This is a genomic window from Armatimonadota bacterium (assembly GCA_037138755.1).
In the GTDB taxonomy this organism is placed as follows: domain Bacteria; phylum Armatimonadota; class Fimbriimonadia; order Fimbriimonadales; family Fimbriimonadaceae; genus Fimbriimonas.
Genome location: JBAXHT010000003.1, coordinates 140,708 through 156,361 on the forward strand (window position 1 = coordinate 140,708; position 15,654 = coordinate 156,361).

Sequence of the window (15,654 nt, forward strand, 5' to 3'; positions counted from 1 at the left end):
ACTTAGGGCGGCATTTGTACGTTAGAATAGTGCAATGCTTTCTTTCCTCGGTGCAATTGTATTGAGTCAGGGCGGTGCAAAACCGCCCGTACTTCCAGTTCAGGAGATCACTACTCCGGTTGAGGTGCCATTCCGCACATCAGATACCGCGATCATAGTTGATGCTGAAGTCAACGGCAAGAAGGTGTCTCTGATGTTCGATACGGGATTTGGTGGCTTCGTACTTTGCGACGCGGGAATAAACCTTGGCAAACCCGACGGTAAAATGGGCCTTCGCGACTTTGTCGGATCGTTCGACGTAGACACAGTGACGATCAAGTCCCTGAAACTGGGAAGTATGTCGATTCCGGTCGCTGATAGAAAAGCGGCGGCAGTCTTACGAGAAGGAGCGGACAACAGCCTTACTTATGGGCAGCATTGCGACGGTATCATGGGCTTCTCCGTCATCTCGGAGAACATCACCGAGATCAACTTTGAGAAGAAGAAGTTCATCTTTTATCCAAAGACATACGATATTTCGACCCGGAAGCCAGACGGGGTGAAGACGTTTCTCTCTAAGTTGATTCCGGCGGGACACTCTTCGCTAGAGATGCTGGTGAAGACTGAGGCCGGGAAGTCACTCGTGCTTGCCCTCGACACCGGAAACAGTTTTTACATCACGACTCACAAGGACGTGCTGGATCGAGTTGGCGTGATGCCGCTGTCCAAGCGCCCAACGTATGTCTCGCAATCCTATGTCGCATCGGGTCCGGTGGACTCCTACAGCGTCCAGATGCCGAAGATGTTCGTCTTCGGAGTTCCGGTCGAGTCAAGTGTCTGGGACATTATTGATCTCCCGTCTTCATCTGCGGAAGGCGACGGAACCGTTGGCTTCGGATTCTTGAAAAACTTTAACGTCACTATCGACTACCAACGTCGGCGCGTCTGGATGGAGAACTTTACGGGCAAGACCACTGATGAAAAGCTTGGAGAGGCGGGGATGTTTACAGCTTGGGACGACAAGTCCAAAAATTGGATCGTTTCGTTTATCGTTAAGGGTGGCCCTGCCGAAGCAGCCGGGATCAAGCGCGGCGACGTCTTTCTAGGATTCGGCACTGAAGAGGTCGGCAATATCGGTTATCTACGAATGCGAAAGCGTTTCCAAGGCCCTGCAGGTTCGGAAATCAAACTAACCCTCTCTCGAAAAGGTGAACTCTACCGAAAGTCCCTCACTCTAACCCCGCTGGTCAACCTGCCGTAACTGGCTCCCGCCCTTCAAGAATCGCAGTCGACGCCATGTCGCCCATCACGTTGATGGTCGTACGGCAACGGTCAAGGAACCAGTCGACGGTGAGAAGGAGAGGGATGTACTCAACGGGGAGGTTGACGGCTTTGAAGACGGCTAGCATCGTGACAAGGCCGGCCTCGGGGATTCCGGCGGCGCCGACGCTCGCAATGACTGACATGATGACAACGATCACCTGCTGGCCGACAGGCAGGTGCATACCGATTCCCTGGGCGATGAAGAGGGCGGCCATCGCCTCGTACAGAGCAGTTCCGTCATGGTTGAAGGTTCCGCCAACCATAATTCCCATGCTTGCGTTCTCGTCCTTGATCTTGAGATTCTCGGTGGCGCATCGGTAAGTGACGGGCAGAGTCGCCGCGGAAGACGCGGTAGAGAACGCCATGAAGAATGCGTCTTTGCCACCCTTTAGGAAGACCATAGGTGAGATGCGGCTGGACAGCGACATTCGGAGCAAGTAGAACCCTCCCATCACCAGCAACGCAAAAACCACGCTGAGAACCCAAACGCCCATCCCGGCGAGGCTCTCAAGTCCCTTAGTTGCGACCACACGGGTGACCACCGCAAAGACGGCAAGCGGCACCAATTCAAAAACCCAATGCAGGATCTTAGAAGTGAGCTGGAAGAAGGCGTTGAGCGTCTTTTGGAAGTGCTCGATGGTTGACTTGAGCGCTGGCTGCTCGGAGTGTAGAAGTAGCCTCATTGCGATACCGAACGCGATTGCGATGAGGATAATGCCAATGATGTCGTTCTTTTGGAATGGTGAGACAAAGTCGGTGGGAATGGAGTCCAGCAAGTGGTTCCAGATGTTGTAGGGTTCCTTTTCCGGGGCAGCACCTTTCTCGGTGAAAACGTTTCGAAGGTGGTCACCCGGTCGGGCAATGTTGGCGACGAGCAGCCCGACTAGAATCGCGACAACGGTGTTGCTCATCAAGAGCCACATCAGCTTTCCGGCTTTGCGACCTGTGATGTTTGCTCCGACAATTGACCCAATGACGGCTGTAAAGATCAGAGGAGTTGCAAGTAGACGCAAAACACGCAGAACAATATCGGCAATCCACTTGAACGATTCGCCTGTAATTCCCGTTGCTTCGGTCAAACTGACCAGCGGACCGAAGCCCGAGTGCCACGCATGACCCAGCACCGCGCCGATCAGGAGCGAGATGATGATCTTTACAAAAAGGGGAATGCGCTTGTACGCCGCCATACCGCGCATTCTACTTTAGAGAATGCCCTAAATTAGAGAATGCCGAGGGACTCTTCAAAGCCGCACATCACATTCATCATGTGAACGTATTGTGCGGCTCCAAGCTTGCCGTTGATGTCTGCCATCACGTGGATGCTCAGCAAGCTCTCGATTTCTCCGGGGGAGAGTTCCAAGTAGTAGGATGCGAACGGAGTATCCGCAACCAACTCCTTGTTCCACTCGTTGTCCCTCCGCTCCCTCACAAAGAAAGATCTGGCGTATCGTTCGCGGTAGATCTCGTCGAGGTCGTCGAAGTTGTCTGGATTGCGGATTTTGGCGACGACGTAGACTCCCCGAACCGAACCAAGATCGTGGTTCTCGGATTGCAGCATGATTCCGCCCGTCCAATTTGCCGAAGCTAGTTCTGTCTCGATGACCGACTGCTGGGCATCCGGGAACGAAGTCAGGACAGCCGGTGCTTCAATAAGAAGTCCCGCCTCGCTGATCGGTCCGAGCGCCAAAAGGGCAAGTGTTCCAGCGGGAGATGGAACCCAGCAGTGGTCTGCACAGACAAGCGGATTGTTATCAATCAGCTCGATGAGTCCTCCGACTTCACCCGTTCCGGCGTTCACCGAGCGCGAGCCAAACTCGATTCCCGGATGATTCGATGGCACAAGTTCCACTCTCGGATGTTGCCCAAGCAGTTCTGTGATGATCGGATTCGATGAGCCAGCATGAATCATTTTGCTAGGCTCACGGACATGTTGATTTTCGCTTTACTAATTTTCTTAGTCTTCTGGTCCGGGATGTCCATGTTCATCACCATGTTCATGGAGTAAAGCTGCCCATCCGAAACTCTGACCACTTGGGTTCCTGAACCGGTAGAGTTGAACAGAGCCTTCATGTCCATATTGAAGTTGATGGTTGCAACTCGCGTTCCTTTGACGGTTGAAATTCCGACAAAGGTGTAGTTCCCCTTAATCGGGACTCCACCAGCGACTCCACCAGCCATTTGAACGTCGCCAGTCCACTTTTGACCAACCTTAATCGCATCCAATGGTAATCCTAGGGAGCCGGTAAACGATCCGAAGTTATTGTCCGTCGGCTTGCCGTACTTGTCCAGAGTCATCGTCACAGACTGTGGCTTCTCGCCGGGATAGACAGTGCTAGTCTGAATTACTTTGTTGCCGTTTGGTTTGACGTCCAGCACTTTGACGATAACGCTCATCGACTGATTTGATGCCTGTGGGCCGGCAAACCGAACGTTCATGTTGTATTTGAAGTTCTGTCCCTTGACGTATTTTGTCGAGAACTTGTACTTGCCTCCGGAGACTGGAGTGACCTGAGAAACCGTAAGGGATGCAAGAGCAAGGAAGGGAAGGCAAGCGTATTTCATGCTAGTTTTCAACCTGGAGACCTGGCAAGATTGTACCGCCGTCGTATACTTCCTACGTTTTGCCGTTGACTTCAATTGCTGCTTTACTGGTGCTCGGTCAGACTCGCTTCCGAGAGGAGAACGGATTGCGGACGGTGCTGGCAAATGACTCCGTGATCTACGTGCAGCAGATGCAGGCACCGCTAGTCACCTTTCAGCTCTTGGTGGCAAATGCGAACAACCCTGATTCCGCACCTATCTACGGCTACCGGCACTTGATCGAGCACATCATCGCCCGGTCAGTTCCTGGCCATGATGTGCTGATTCAGTCATCTGGAGGGGCACTCGATGCGGCGACATCGCGCGACATTGTTCGATTTGAATGGCGAGTCCCGCCAGGCCTCGTACCCGTCGTGGTTTCCACTATGAGAAAGTTTCTTGACTGGAAGACGGTCACTCAGGCCGAGATCGCTCGGGAATCAGCGATCATCGGGCACGAACTTGCGCTACAGGATTCAGTTGCTAACTCAACGGCCGAAGCCTGGAATGCGGTCTTTGAGGAGCAGGGTCTTTCGATGATGGGCGACAAGGAGTCGTGCTCTAAAGCAACTCCGGAGCAGCTGACGAGTCTTTGGAAAAAGATCACAGTCGGCAGTCAAATCGTCGTCTCAGTTGCCGGTCCGGTGGATAAAGTGGCCCTGACCAAGCTAGTACGCAATGAGCTAGAGGGGTTTCCAAGGGGTCCCGTCAAGTCATGGCCGAGCCGAACGATTTCTGGTTCGTACGGTACAAAGCAGCTCGCGGCAATCGTCGTCCCGCCCATTGGTTCTCCAGGTGCAATCTCGGCACTTGCCGCCGCCCTTGGAGCAAGCGCCCGTTTATCGCGCCCGTTCTTTAGCTACACGCCATCGGCCCGCCCGGGAGTTGCCCTCTTGGGTTCTCTCGACGAAGCAGAAGAGATTGCTAAAGTGTTGAAGGAGGAAGATCCGGCCGTGGCTTACCGCACGGGAAAGGCGTACTTATATGCTTGGATCAAGGGTGAAGTCGGAAATCCGACGAAATCCGCGACGTTCAATGGAACGCTTTTGAGTGCCGGATTGAGCCAGCGTCCTTCCAAACTTTGGGAGCAAGTGGAATATGCCGACTACGCTCAATTCCTGAACTACTGGCGCCAAATCCAGGCGGTGGCAAAGTGATTCTATGGGCGTTAGCTGTAGCGCAACCGCTAGTGACGCCTCAGATGATCGAATTCCCGACGACCGAAGGGGAAGTTGTCGCTATTGAGGCTCTGATCCGTCTACCCAAACTGGAACCGGGCCACCGGTTTCGCCTGGAACAAGCGGCTTACAACGCGGTCAAGATGACTCCTCAATATGGAAAGAGAGACATCTCCCGTATTCTGGCTCCTGGCTACCGCTTCAGGATCGATCAGTTGGCCGACACGCTGAGAATAGGGCTGACCGTAGAGCCAAAGGACCTCGGTTCAGGTCTAAGTGTCTTGTCGAGCGTGCTGACGGAACCGACCTTTCTCCCGGACGCGATCAAAGTCGAGTCGATGCCCGCCATCAGTCCTTGGCTAAAGGCAATTCGTTCTTTCGACCTGGTTCCGATGGAGGTAGATCAGGGCCTGTTGCAAGACATTTGGAAGTATGTCATTCGTCCGGAAGCCATCACAGTTGGCGTCCGTGGTCCGATTCCCGCTGGTCGCGCAACCCAGCTTTGGCATGAACGAGAGCGATTCTGGCAGGAGTATCTGCCCAACAAGACTGTTTCAGGACGATCCCCGAAGCTGAGGCTTGACATTGGGAACCCGCCGATTCTTCTGTTTAGTTCCCAAGTTTCAGTCCTCGAGCCACTCGACATCATGGCCGCGACCTTGCTGAGCGGAGGCAAAGACACCATTCTTTGGAAGGTATGCCGGGAGAGCTTAACGATGAGCTATCAACAAGACGCTTTTCTGATTCCGACGAGCAGCGGGTGGGAGTTCAAGATTGCGATCGCAACCGACAAGCGAATCTTGGAGGAAGACGCGGTTAACCAGCTCAAGTCAAAGTTGCTAACATCGGTTGACCAACTTTCCGAAGCCGACCTTTCCCACGCCAAAGGGTTGTTGACCGGTTTCTTCGAACTTGGCCAGCCCGGAATTCCTATCAGGATCGGGAATACTCAACTTACTGGAGGCGATGCGAACGAGATGCTCTTTCGTGATCTGTACCTCGCAGCAAAAAGCTCGCCACCGTTTTCTTCGAGCTCCTGGCTCGCCGGTAGCAGCCTCGCCGACGCTAAAAAGCGACTGCGATCAATCATCGAGAATTCCTCCGTCAGCTTCCGGTAACAAGAGCGCCCCGCGAGCCTGCCGAGCGCTGTTGTTCCAGAATGTATCGGCTCACGCCGTTATTCTGCTAGAGCTTCTTCTTCAACAGCAACCGCTACCGGAGCTGCTTCTTCAACTTTCTTGCTTGCTCGTTTTTTGGTCGTGGTTCCTTGCTCAGAGCCTACGGCTCCTTCGGTGAAGTGAGCTTTGATCCTAATTCGTCGGCTGAGGTCGCCGTCGCTGATCGTGTTCCAGTTTGCACGGTCGAGGGCCCATTGCCAGCCAATATCAGCGGACGAGTAGCTAAACTCAACTCCGGCCTGCAGGATGTCGGAAAGCATGGTCTTCAAATCTTCTCGAGTGTTGAGAAGCTCTTCGCCGGCAGCGATGTTTGGAGCCAGTCCGATGTTAACAACGACTGGTTCGTCGTCCAAGACGGTGTTCTTAGTAATCTTTTTTGGCAAAGACTCAACGATGGCTGCGTTGATCGAGTGAAGATGGCCCGACATCGAGACCATGAGTTTCTCGTTATCGTTTGGCCAGATGAAGTACTCGCCTTCGTAGACGGCTTTGGCGTGGCGACCCGTGAGACTGAGCGCGGACGCGACGAGTGCGGCATCGGCGGCAAGAAGCTTGGGGTGAGTCTTTCTGATCTGATCGACGGCGGATTCAAGCTTCGTGAGGTTACAAATGATCAAACTGGGTTGCTCCTTATCGACGCAACATAAAATTGCGCCATAATGTGCCAGTTTACCTCGCCGACGCAAGTCGTTGTCGTACCTGAGATGAGTATGAAAAGGATTCTGTTTGCCCTCCTGGGAGCTTCGCTGGTCTTCGCTTTGGCCGGATGCACCGGAGGTTCCACTGACTCGACAAGTTCGAGTCCTTCGTCGTCTTCCGCTCCAGCCACCGACGCAGGAGGAAAGAAGCTCCGCATCGGAATGGTTTTCGATAGCGGCGGACGAGGCGACAAGTCCTTCAACGACTCGGCCTACGCCGGACTAGAGAAGGCCCAAAAGGAACTTGGCGTCGAGGTTCAGACCGTTGACAGCAAGGCCGAAAAGGATTATTCGATCAACCTGACAACCCTAGCCGAGCAAAAGTTTGACGTCATTTTCGCGATCGGAATCACCCAAGGCGAAGCCCTGACGGCAGTTGCGCCAAAGTTTCCTGATGTGAAGTTTGCGATCGTGGATGCCACTGTTGAAGCACCAAACGTCCGTTCTCTTCTTTTCAGCGAGGAGCAGGGAAGTTACCTGGCCGGGTACGCCGCTGGACTAGCGACCAAGGCTAACAAGATTGGTTTTGTCGGAGGCAAGAAGATCCCTCTCATTGAGAAGTTTGAGGCTGGCTACAAGGCAGGCGCAATGGCCGCCAATCCGAAAGTCGAAATGCTACCGAGCAAGTACACCGAAAGCTGGGACGACACGCAGCTTGGTAAAGAGTCTGCGAAATCGCTCTTTAATGCGGGCGCGGACATCGTTTACCACGCAGCAGGACGCTGCGGCGTAGGCGTCATTGCGGCGGCTAAAGAAGCCGGAAAGCTTGCAATCGGAGTGGACAGCAACCAGGATGATCAAGCTCCTGGTTTCGTCCTCACCTCAATGATTAAGCGAGTCGATGAGTCGGTTTTCCAGACGATCAAAGACATCAAGGACGGCTCGTTCACCGCCGGATCGAAGGTTTACGACCTCGCTTCAAACGGTGTCGGCCTGAGCGATTTCAAGAACACCAAGGACAAGATTGGCGAAGACAATCTTAAGAAGATTGAGGCTGTGAAGGCAGACATCGTTGCTAAGAAAATCACGGTTCCGACCAAACTCTGAACCGAATCCATTCCGTGCCCCGTAGTGAATTACGGGGACAACAAAACGACCCCGGCCGGTACGAAGTGCTAAACTTAGCTGGTCGGGGTCGTTTTGTTAGTCGTTCAGTCGGCTCCCCTGGCAGCAGTTATGTCTGAAACGCACACGTCAGCGAACCGCCGATTCGAGCTTGGTATCATCGGCTTTTTCATCTTCATGCCCCCCATCGGTGGACTTGTTGCGCTCTATCAGGCGCTGCAGAATCCGACGAAGTTCGGCCAATCTGTTGGGCTTCTTGCGTGGCTCTGCCTGCTGATTGGTGCTCACATCAAGTTCGTTCGACCATACTTCCGCCGTTATCCTATTGTCCGGGGTTACAAGGAGATTGCTGAAAAGATCAAGAGTTACAATGGCCGCCACGCCAAACTAACAGCTTCGGCTTGGCGATCTCGGATTCTACGTTCCGCTTATCGGATCGGCTTTTTTGCCCTGACGCTACCATTCTTCATCGGCCAATACTCGATCTATGGAGCCAATTTTGTTTGGTTCACGATGGGCTGGGTCGTCGCGGGTTTTGGAATCACGGTTGGATACCACCGTATCGGCACTCACCCTTCATTCAAAGCCCCCGAGTGGGTGAGAGCGATTTTGCTCATCATGGGTTCCATGGCTGTACAGGGTCCGGTGAGCGAGTGGACCAAGAAGCACTCGAAACATCATGCTTTTGGCGAAACCTCAGCAGATGTTCACTCTCCGTATGTGTTTGAAGACTCCAAGCGGGGAATCTTCATCGAACAGTTCTATGCCTTCATGCACAGCTTCATGATGTGGGCGTTTCGAGAGCCTTCGTTGCGGCGACCGAAGGGGATGTCGATTGAGGACTGGAAGGCTGATCTGCTCGCGAATTCGCCCGATTCTTCGACTTTCAAGTTCCGCGAAGAAGATCGTGGACATTGGGAAGTAAAGGACAAGGACGGCAAGATCGTTGCCTCGACCGAAAAGCTGATCAAGGCTCGCTGGGGCAGATTTGTGGATGTGATTGTTGGGATCGAGCAAGATAAAACGATTTCAATGCTCGGTCAGCCACTCATCTACTTGAGCATCCTAGCGGTTAGCGTCGGAGCACCGATGATTCTAGGGGGAATCTCGATCTGGGAAGTCCTAGCTAGAATTTGCTACGTAAACTGGGCCACATTCTGCGTGAACTCTGTGAGCCATATCTGGGGCGAGCAGCCCTTCCAAGTTCCTGATAACTCGCGGAATAACGCATTCGTCGAAATCTTGGCACTCGGAGAAGGCGGACACAACACCCATCACAAATCCGAGCTCTGGGCGCAGCATGGCGTCTTTGCTTGGCAGTTTGATCCTTCCGCCGTTTTCATCAAGACCCTTGCTTTCTTCGGGCTTGCTAGGGAACTCAACCTTCCTTCAAGATCGCAAATCAAAGCTGCTTGGCGCGGCTGGAGAAGACGAGAGCCAACAATGCAGGGCTATCCGGCTCCAACCTGGGAGCAAGCCATCTCTCCAGCACTTGTTGAACAATTAAGTGCCGCAGAAGAAGTTGTTGCTTAACAATACTTCCGTTTAGCTCCGCCATCTTGATAGAATGGCGGAGATGCACATTCGAACGATCATCCCTTTCGCGCTGGTTGCAGCAGGATGCGGTGGACCAGCCATCCAAACCAAGGCCACGGCGTTTGCGTTGCCTCCTGGGCACACCAAAGGTGCGAGTGATGATGGAGTGGTGGAGATAGGAATTCCTAGCGGCTGGCGTCAGGGTGTTGACCGGATGATGGAGTCGCCTCTGCTTGGACAAGGAAACGAGTTCGGATCATCAGCACCGAGCGATCCAGAGGCCTCAAAGGCGGTCGAACAGATGTCCAGCGCCCTGACACAAATGTCGAACGAGGACGAACAAGAGGCCCTTGAGCGACTTAAGAAGAAAGGAAACATACTCAATGTGATCTCTACTGGCAACAAGCCGATTATTGGCGAGGCGAGAACCCGCTTCTACGTGCAGAAAGCAACTCAAGGCGGCAACTGGAGTTGGGACGGAGCCCATCAGTATGAAGGCGGCCAATACTTCCATAAGCCTGCTGCCAAGGAAGTCGACCTTCCGGTCGGCAAAGCCCATCGAATGGAGGAAACCAAGACTCTTATTGACGGTGGCGTCAAGACGACCATCAGCTACGTCATTCCAAACGGCAAAGACCTATACTGCCTACGCTTCGTGACGCAGGAAAACGCAGACGTTATCAAGTCCATTGAAAAACAAGTCGCTGAATCGATTCGGATTAAGCCTTAGAATTCCTAAACTCAGCCACTTCCGCCTTCATCTGTTCGCTCAACTTGGCCAACTTGGCTCGCCACAGGGTTTCAAACGGCTCTAGTGCCTCGCAGATTGCCTTGGTGATAACGTAGTTTCTATACCATTTGTGGTTTGCAGGGACGACCGTCCAAGGTGCATTCTCGGTTGAACACTTTGCCAACGCATCTTCATACGCCTCGGAGTAGGAGTCCCAGAACTCACGTTCCTTCCAGTCACCAACCGAGAGTTTCCACGACTTGATCGGGTCATTCCCCCGCTCGATCAGCCGTTCTTCTTGCTCATCTTTGCTGATGTGCAGAAAGAACTTGAGAACGATCGTTCCGGAGTCAGCAAGGAGCTGCTCAAAGTTGTTAATGTGCTCGTACCGCTTGCTCCAGACCTCTTTCGGGGCGATATCGTGAACGCGTACGACTAAGACATCCTCGTAGTGCGATCGGTTGAAGATTACGGTTTCACCTTTCATCGGAGTTTGCTGGTGGATGCGCCACAAGAAATCATGTCCAATCTCTACCGGCGTTGGGACCTTGAACGGGGCGATCCTGGTTGCTTGAGCATTCATGAACTTGAGGAGGTGGCGAATGGTGCCGTCCTTACCGCTCGTATCCCGGCCCTGCAACACGATGAGTAAGGAAGTCTGCCCTGCGGCAAACATGAGTTCTTGCAGTGCGGAGACCCTTTCGGTCAGTTTTGCCAGCTTGGCAATCACTTCCTCTTCCGAAAACTTGCCGCGATCGGCGGCGTCAAACTTGTTGAGGTCTACTTTGTCGCCGGGTTGAACTTTGGGCATCTGCCCAGTTTAACACTTACGCAGCTTTGAGCTGGTCTTCAGTGAGATCCCTATAATGGGTTACACGATTTCGACCCGTTCGCTTTGAATGGTAGAGAGCTTCGTCGGACTGTTCGATCATCCCGCGAGCGCTTTCTACCCCTGTGAACGTCGAACATCCGACCGAGGCCGTGATCGCCCGGTGTGGCCAAGTTTCGGCCAAGATTGCTGCGCGGAATCGCTCAGCCGCAAGCTGTGCGGCAGCCGCGTCACAGTTATCCAAAATGATTGCAAATTCCTCTCCACCGTACCGAGCAGGTCGCTCGTAGCGTCTTGCCGTCGTATTGAGAATCTTTGCAAATAGGATGAGAATCTCGTCTCCCGCTTGGTGTCCGAAATTGTCATTCAGAGCCTTGAAGTGATCGATATCGAACAACAACAGGGAGAACTTGTGGTCCTGCCGAATTGCGCGATCAAGAGTCTCTTCAAGTAGCTCGTTAAACCGGCGTCGGTTCATCAGGCCAGTAAGGCCATCGGTAACTGCCAGCCGTCGCAGCTGTCGGTTGGCATCTTGGAGCTTGAGCCGTTGACGCTCCATGACCTTCATGTAATTCTTGATCTCTCGCATTTGCTCGTCGATTTTGCGCTGAGACAGAACGCGTTCTGTGATGTCCAAGTTTCCAGCGACTGCGGCGATGACTTCGCCTCTTCGGTTTGTAAGGCAAACGACTTTGCAGGCCAAGTGGACCTCGGTCTCATCTGGACGGCGGAACTGCCAATCGAACTCGATACTCTTGTTGCTGGCAAAGAGTTTGTCGACCTTTTCCTGACTCCACGCTCCTGTTTCGTCGGGATCTAGAACGGTCCAAACGGTGTTAAAAAAGGCTTCGTAGGCCTCGATGCCGAACGTTTCGGTGGCGAGTCCGTTCCACTCGTGAACCAGTCCTTGAGCATCGAAGGTGAAGCACGCAACCGGCAGACCGTTGAATAGCGCCTCGAAACGTCGAGATGCAAACTCTAGACTTTCAACTGTCGCATGCAAATCCTCGTGGGCTCGCGTGAATTTCTCCTCCGTCTCTTGCCACTGATGTCGTTCGTCCAACAATTTGGCGATGAAGTGAACCTTGGCAAGCCAACGATCATCGGGCACCCCGACCACCACTTGATCGGCGCCTGCGTTGTACCAAGCGAGTTCCTGTTCTTCGCTAGTCCATACCAGGACGAAATGCCCTAACCGATTGGCCGAAGACAAATTCAATTGACCGTTTTCGGCGGGCGATCCTTGGTCGTGAACCAGATAGAAGTAGAACCCTTCTTGAGAGAAGTCTTTGAATTCTTCAAAACTTCTTGTTTTGACAGTGAATCCTTCTCGTTCGAGGAATGCGGTTGCCATCGGACTCTCCGACCCAACCCAAAAACATGTTCCTCGCGATACCATCAGAAGCCTATATTGGGAGAACAATCGAGTTCTCAAAAGACTTATCAGTAGTTCTGTTCCGGATTTTTAGGATTTACCAAAACATTCTTTCCAAGCACGCTGATATTTTGTATGAACATATCTCGGCACTCTCCACATGTCAAGTCTCTTTTGAGCTGGAGCAAGATTCTCCGTGAACCCAATGAGATAGTTGGCTTTTCTAGCAGCATTGGCTACCTTTGAATCAAACTTTCCATTTGGATATGCAATTGTTGTGACCGTGTGACCCAACTTCAGCTCCAGCTTCTTCTTTGAATCTTCAAGTTCGTGCTTGAGTTGAGAATCGCTGAGTTTGGTGAGATCAGCCGGATGCGAGCAAGTTTGGGAACCGATGGTTACGAGACCACTCTGGTCAAGCTCAGTCAACTCTTTCCAGGACATCTTCGGCCTTCCAACCGGGCTGCCGACGAAGTCAGTGTGAACAAACTGGGCGACTGGGATTCTTTCCCTCTTGAGAATCGGCCAAGCGTGCTTGTAAAAGCCCAGATAGTTATCTGCAAACGTGATGCAGATCGCGTTCTTGGGAAGCGGGCGGCCCGTGCTCAGTGAGATCCGAAGCTGGTCGACAGATACGAAACTGGCATTTCGCTTGCGGAGGAAGGCGAGTTGTTCGCGGAACTCGTCAACAGTGCAGTCAAACCAAAGACTCTTTGAATCTCGCTTACGAATGATGTCGTGATAGGTCAATACCGGGGTCAACTGCGCCGTACCAAGAGCGAACTGGGAAGGGAGAATCATCGCAAGTGATCCGTGTTGTTGAACTTCTCCAGAACCCAGACATCCTGAGCCCAGCGAAGTTCAGTGATTGAAGCATTATCAAAACGGAACGAGCGACTGACCTCCACGGGCGCTCCAAGAAGCCGGCAAAGAATCACCTCCTTGGTCATCCCATGGGTGAAGATCGCTGTCGAGCGGGTGTCCAGATGAAGATCAGCGGTGATCGATTCGATTCGCTCCATCACTTCGTAAGCGCTCTCTGCGCCGTGCGGCTTGACTCTAAAGCGGCTCTGACCTTCCGAACATGCGGCATCCCACGCTTTGACCAAGGTAGTCAACGGGGCGCCTTCAAGTTCACCCAACGAGCGTTCTCGGAGCAGTATGCTCGTTTCAAGTGGGATTCCAAGAGCAACGCTGGCCAACCGAGCAGTTTCCGAGGCCCGCTGGCTATCAGAAGAGATCATTCTTTGAACCGGATGACGAACAAAGAATTCAGCGACCTTGATCGCTTGGCTGGTTCCAACCTCATCCAAGGGCACATCGATATGCCCTTGAGCAAGGTGGTTCACATTGTAGTCTGTCCTGCCATGGCGAACGAGGTAGAGCCTCATTTGGGTAACTGTCGGAAGATAATCCTTGAGCCGTACTTTCCACCCCAGAGCAGTGAAATCGTTGCCTTCTGGAAATCCGTGTCACTTGCCTCATGGATGTTCATGAACTTGTTCGGGTTGCGATCGGCAATCGGGAACCAGCTACTTTGAACTTGAACAACGATCTGGTGACCCTTTCGGAAGGTGTGCATCGTTTCGTTGAGATCAAACTTTACTTTCGTTGGCTCGCCCGGCTTGATGGGTATCGGCTTTTCGAACGACTTTCGGAACTTAGCGCGGAAGATGTCTGATCGAACCATCATTTGGAATCCCGCCATCGATTTCTCGTCCGCACCAGCGGTTGTCTCAGTGGTACTAGTAGGGAATTGGTCGATGATCTTGACAACCAAATCGCAATCCGTTCCTGTGGTTTTGATCCATAGGTCAGCAGTTGGCTTTCCGATGATCTGAACATCTTGAACGAGCGGAGCAGACTTGTATGTCAGTACATCTCCCCGCTTTTCGGCCCAAGCCTGGTTATGAATGAGCCAATCACCAGGTGCTCGCTTGCTGTTTTGCCAGTCCTCCAAGTACGGTGTCGGGTTTGCAGGATCGCTCACGTATGAGTCAGAGCCTGGTTGATTCTCTGGTAGCCACTCAAGCGACTTTCGACCATCGAAGTAGACCGATTTCTCTTTCAGACCTTTCGGTGGCCACTCGGCAAACGTGTGCCATTTATTCGCTCCGGTCTCAAAGATGTTTGCTTCTGCGGTGGCAGAAGTCTTTCCGTTGAGATACTTTTCAAAAAAGGGAAGCTCGATCTTCTCACCGAAGAACTCCGCCGTGTTCTGATAGAACTTCACTTGTCCAAGCGATGCTCCAGTTCCGCGAGAGAATCCTCCATGCAACCATGGTCCCATGACAAGGTAGTTGTCCGTGCGGTTTTGCTTTTCGCCCGCCTGATAGAGGTTAAGCGCCCCCCAGAGGTCCTCTTTATCAAAGAACCCGCCGACGGTCATTACCGCACATTTGACATTCTTGAAGTTGCGAGTAAGTGAACGATCCTTCCAGTAGGCGTCGTAGGTGTCGTGCGCCATCAATTCCTTTGTCCAGTAGGGAATCAGACCCTTGTAGTGCAGCCTGTCAAAATTTGGCAAAGCTCCGGTATCCAGATAGAACTGGTAGGCCGATTTTGTGCCTCGATCTATCGTCGGTCGCTGACCGCCGCGGGGCACGTCGAAGCCGCCGACGAAGTCGAAGGTTTCCTGGAGGAACAAAGCTCCGTTGTGGTGGCAGTCGTCACCGAGGAACCAGTCGCTCACTGGTGCTCCTGGTTCGACCGCCTTCAATGCTGGATGGTTGTTCACGGCTCCGATGCCCGCGTAGAAGCCCGGATAAGAGATGCCCCAGAGCCCAACGTTGCCATTGTTTTTCGGAACGTTCTTAACTAAGAAGTCGACAGTGTCATAGGTATCCGTCGTCTCGTCAAAGACCACTCCCGCTTTTCGCATCGGTCGGGTGTTCAGAAAGTCGCCTTCGCTCTTGCCCTTTCCGCGAACGTCCTGATAGACGTAAATGTACTTCTTCTCAGTAAGATAGACCGACCGACGGCGCGGACCGGAACTGGGGGAGCCTGCGCCGTATGGAGTTCGCTCCATGAGGAGTGGCGATTTGCCGGTGAGATCCTTTGGCACCCAGGCGACGGTGTAGAGTTTCACGCCGTCTCGCATGGGGATTGAGTATTCGTAAGCGTCGTACTGGGAAGCGAAGCCTCCCTGAATCATCATCGCAAGAGCTAATGTCGAAGTCATCT

General features: G+C 52.9%; 15 protein-coding genes. 6 read left to right on the plus strand and 9 right to left on the minus strand.

The genetic code is table 11. The features are described 5' to 3' along the window. The first annotated feature begins 34 nt into the window (after positions 1-34). Positions 35-1,240 (plus strand): PDZ domain-containing protein, encoded by a 1,206-nt coding sequence (locus WCK51_12990; protein ID MEI7577802.1) that lies wholly within the window; start codon positions 35-37, stop codon positions 1,238-1,240. Here the strand turns inward: WCK51_12990 and WCK51_12995 are convergent. From WCK51_12995 to WCK51_13005, 3 genes are read right to left on the minus strand one after another with little or no spacing between them, the layout of a single operon-like run. Next, on the minus strand, positions 1,227-2,489 hold the full coding sequence (locus WCK51_12995; GenBank protein MEI7577803.1) for a dicarboxylate/amino acid:cation symporter: 1,263 nt from the start codon (positions 2,487-2,489) through the stop codon (positions 1,227-1,229). The two genes, WCK51_12990 and WCK51_12995, sit on opposite strands and share 14 nt — an antisense overlap. A 32-nt stretch (positions 2,490-2,521) precedes the next feature. Then, positions 2,522-3,151, minus strand: coding sequence for a hypothetical protein (locus tag WCK51_13000; protein MEI7577804.1), 630 nt, complete (start codon positions 3,149-3,151; stop codon positions 2,522-2,524). A 56-nt stretch (positions 3,152-3,207) separates the two neighbouring features. After that, complete coding sequence (locus tag WCK51_13005) at positions 3,208-3,864, minus strand: hypothetical protein (protein ID MEI7577805.1); 657 nt, start codon at positions 3,862-3,864, stop codon at positions 3,208-3,210. A gap of 59 nt (positions 3,865-3,923) precedes the next feature. On the opposite strand from WCK51_13005, the gene WCK51_13010 reads away from it, so the two are divergent. Together WCK51_13010 and WCK51_13015 are read left to right on the plus strand one after the other, a co-directional pair. Then, positions 3,924-5,039 carry a hypothetical protein gene (locus WCK51_13010; GenBank protein ID MEI7577806.1) on the plus strand — a complete coding sequence of 372 codons (1,116 nt, stop codon included), beginning with the start codon at positions 3,924-3,926 and terminating at the stop codon, positions 5,037-5,039. 44 nt (positions 5,040-5,083) lie between these two features. Further along, positions 5,084-6,178 carry a hypothetical protein gene (locus tag WCK51_13015; GenBank protein ID MEI7577807.1) on the plus strand — a complete coding sequence of 365 codons (1,095 nt, stop codon included), beginning with the start codon at positions 5,084-5,086 and terminating at the stop codon, positions 6,176-6,178. A gap of 59 nt (positions 6,179-6,237) precedes the next feature. On the opposite strand, the gene WCK51_13020 is transcribed toward WCK51_13015, so the two are convergent. Further along, a complete protein-coding gene (locus WCK51_13020) occupies positions 6,238-6,855 on the minus strand; it encodes a hypothetical protein (GenBank protein MEI7577808.1) in 618 nt (205 codons plus the stop codon). A gap of 42 nt (positions 6,856-6,897) precedes the next feature. Here WCK51_13020 and WCK51_13025 point away from each other — a divergent pair, with 42 nt between their 5' ends. The 3 genes from WCK51_13025 to WCK51_13035 all read left to right on the plus strand — a co-directional run bounded on the left by WCK51_13025 (position 6,898) and on the right by WCK51_13035 (position 10,267). After that, the gene (locus tag WCK51_13025) at positions 6,898-7,983 is read left to right on the plus strand and encodes a BMP family ABC transporter substrate-binding protein (GenBank protein MEI7577809.1); all 1,086 of its coding nucleotides are present in this window, start codon (positions 6,898-6,900) and stop codon (positions 7,981-7,983) included. A 129-nt stretch (positions 7,984-8,112) separates the two neighbouring features. Continuing rightward, positions 8,113-9,534 (plus strand): hypothetical protein, encoded by a 1,422-nt coding sequence (locus tag WCK51_13030; GenBank protein MEI7577810.1) that lies wholly within the window; start codon positions 8,113-8,115, stop codon positions 9,532-9,534. Between the two features lie 43 nt (positions 9,535-9,577). After that, positions 9,578-10,267, plus strand: coding sequence for a hypothetical protein (locus WCK51_13035; protein ID MEI7577811.1), 690 nt, complete (start codon positions 9,578-9,580; stop codon positions 10,265-10,267). Here WCK51_13035 and WCK51_13040 read toward each other — a convergent pair. The 5 genes from WCK51_13040 to WCK51_13060 form a co-directional block, all read right to left on the minus strand. Beyond that, positions 10,257-11,078, minus strand: coding sequence for a PPK2 family polyphosphate kinase (locus WCK51_13040; protein ID MEI7577812.1), 822 nt, complete (start codon positions 11,076-11,078; stop codon positions 10,257-10,259). The genes WCK51_13035 and WCK51_13040 overlap by 11 nt on opposite strands. Before the next feature lie 16 nt (positions 11,079-11,094). Then, positions 11,095-12,450, minus strand: a complete 1,356-nt coding sequence (locus WCK51_13045) for a sensor domain-containing diguanylate cyclase (GenBank protein MEI7577813.1) — start codon at positions 12,448-12,450, stop codon at positions 11,095-11,097. 111 nt (positions 12,451-12,561) lie between these two features. Beyond that, positions 12,562-13,272 (minus strand): polysaccharide deacetylase family protein, encoded by a 711-nt coding sequence (locus WCK51_13050; protein MEI7577814.1) that lies wholly within the window; start codon positions 13,270-13,272, stop codon positions 12,562-12,564. Continuing rightward, positions 13,269-13,862, minus strand: coding sequence for a histidine phosphatase family protein (locus tag WCK51_13055; GenBank protein ID MEI7577815.1), 594 nt, complete (start codon positions 13,860-13,862; stop codon positions 13,269-13,271). Before WCK51_13055 ends, WCK51_13050 begins: the two co-directional genes overlap by 4 nt. Beyond that, the gene (locus WCK51_13060) at positions 13,859-15,652 is read right to left on the minus strand and encodes a CocE/NonD family hydrolase (GenBank protein MEI7577816.1); all 1,794 of its coding nucleotides are present in this window, start codon (positions 15,650-15,652) and stop codon (positions 13,859-13,861) included. The genes WCK51_13055 and WCK51_13060 overlap by 4 nt, the downstream gene beginning before the upstream one ends. Positions 15,653-15,654: the final 2 nt, after the last annotated feature.

Excerpts from the sequence above, each read along its gene's own strand:
- WCK51_13035 (MEI7577811.1), top strand. The coding sequence starts at position 9,578 with ATGCACATTCGAACGATCATCCCTTTCGCGCTGGTTGCAGCAGGATGC.
- WCK51_12990 (MEI7577802.1), top strand. The coding sequence starts at position 35 with ATGCTTTCTTTCCTCGGTGCAATTGTATTGAGTCAGGGCGGTGCAAAA.
- WCK51_12995 (MEI7577803.1), bottom strand. The coding sequence starts at position 2,489 with ATGGCGGCGTACAAGCGCATTCCCCTTTTTGTAAAGATCATCATCTCG.
- WCK51_13055 (MEI7577815.1), bottom strand. The coding sequence starts at position 13,862 with ATGAGGCTCTACCTCGTTCGCCATGGCAGGACAGACTACAATGTGAAC.
- WCK51_13025 (MEI7577809.1), top strand. The coding sequence starts at position 6,898 with ATGTGCCAGTTTACCTCGCCGACGCAAGTCGTTGTCGTACCTGAGATG.
- WCK51_13015 (MEI7577807.1), top strand. The coding sequence starts at position 5,084 with ATGATCGAATTCCCGACGACCGAAGGGGAAGTTGTCGCTATTGAGGCT.
- WCK51_13030 (MEI7577810.1), top strand. The coding sequence starts at position 8,113 with ATGTCTGAAACGCACACGTCAGCGAACCGCCGATTCGAGCTTGGTATC.
- WCK51_13045 (MEI7577813.1), bottom strand. The coding sequence starts at position 12,450 with ATGGCAACCGCATTCCTCGAACGAGAAGGATTCACTGTCAAAACAAGA.
- WCK51_13060 (MEI7577816.1), bottom strand. The coding sequence starts at position 15,652 with ATGACTTCGACATTAGCTCTTGCGATGATGATTCAGGGAGGCTTCGCT.
- WCK51_13040 (MEI7577812.1), bottom strand. The coding sequence starts at position 11,078 with ATGCCCAAAGTTCAACCCGGCGACAAAGTAGACCTCAACAAGTTTGAC.
- WCK51_13050 (MEI7577814.1), bottom strand. The coding sequence starts at position 13,272 with ATGATTCTCCCTTCCCAGTTCGCTCTTGGTACGGCGCAGTTGACCCCG.
- WCK51_13005 (MEI7577805.1), bottom strand. The coding sequence starts at position 3,864 with ATGAAATACGCTTGCCTTCCCTTCCTTGCTCTTGCATCCCTTACGGTT.